Annotated in this window: 1 pseudogene; it reads right to left on the minus strand. The window is 40.4% G+C overall.

Annotated features, from left to right (window positions below):
• Window positions 1-353: pseudogene (locus WEIDD23_RS13580) on the minus strand (hypothetical protein); the annotation flags it as partial.
• Between the last annotated feature and the right edge of the window lie 431 nt (window positions 354-784).

Raw genomic sequence — 784 nt, forward strand, 5'->3', positions numbered from 1 at the left:
CGAACCAGCCGATAAATGCCGAACCCCGCAATGACTAACACCACCACATCCGTCACAACTTCAAACCAAAACCAATTGGGTAATAGAACCAACAATGCTCCCATGAGATAGGATAGCCACGGTCCATACAACGGTGTCACAATTCTGCCGGATTGTTGATACCCATACTCAGCCATAAAATAACTAAACTGCCCATGTTTTAATTGCTCAGCAACATCATAGAAGCGATTAAAGTGAAATAACGCATCAATGCCAACGACAGGTCGATTAGACAACAGTAATGGCAAAACCAATCCCAACGCCGCTAAGAATATGAACAACCCCGCAAAGCATTGCGCTCGAAAACGTTGCATCATGCACCTCCAGCCAATTTTAATGTTTTACCTTGCTTTATATATACCAAATTATTCCGACAAATATGCGAATATATCATAATGTCTTTTTTTATCGCAAACAAAAAACCCGTCAGATGGGCTTCTGACGGGTTTCTCGGATCAAGTCGTTTGGGCAAACGACGATCTTATAGGAGTTAGGTTGCTCGAATTAATTATTCGAGCGGAATATGAGTAGTTGTTTGTATGGGTGCTGTTGATTAGGAGTTATCCTCCCTTTCAACATAATTAATCATACGGCGCGAACCTTAAAGAAGTAATAACACTAACTTTACGTTAACTTAAAGAGAGACCAAGACAATGATTTCTGTCTTGGTCTCTCTAAATTACTTCGTCTTCTTTGTAAACTTCACAATACCTTCCCAACGAGCAGTTTGTGGGAACATATCAAT

This window comes from Weissella sp. DD23 (genome assembly GCF_001579105.1).
Taxonomy (GTDB): Bacteria; Bacillota; Bacilli; order Lactobacillales; family Lactobacillaceae; genus Weissella; species Weissella cibaria.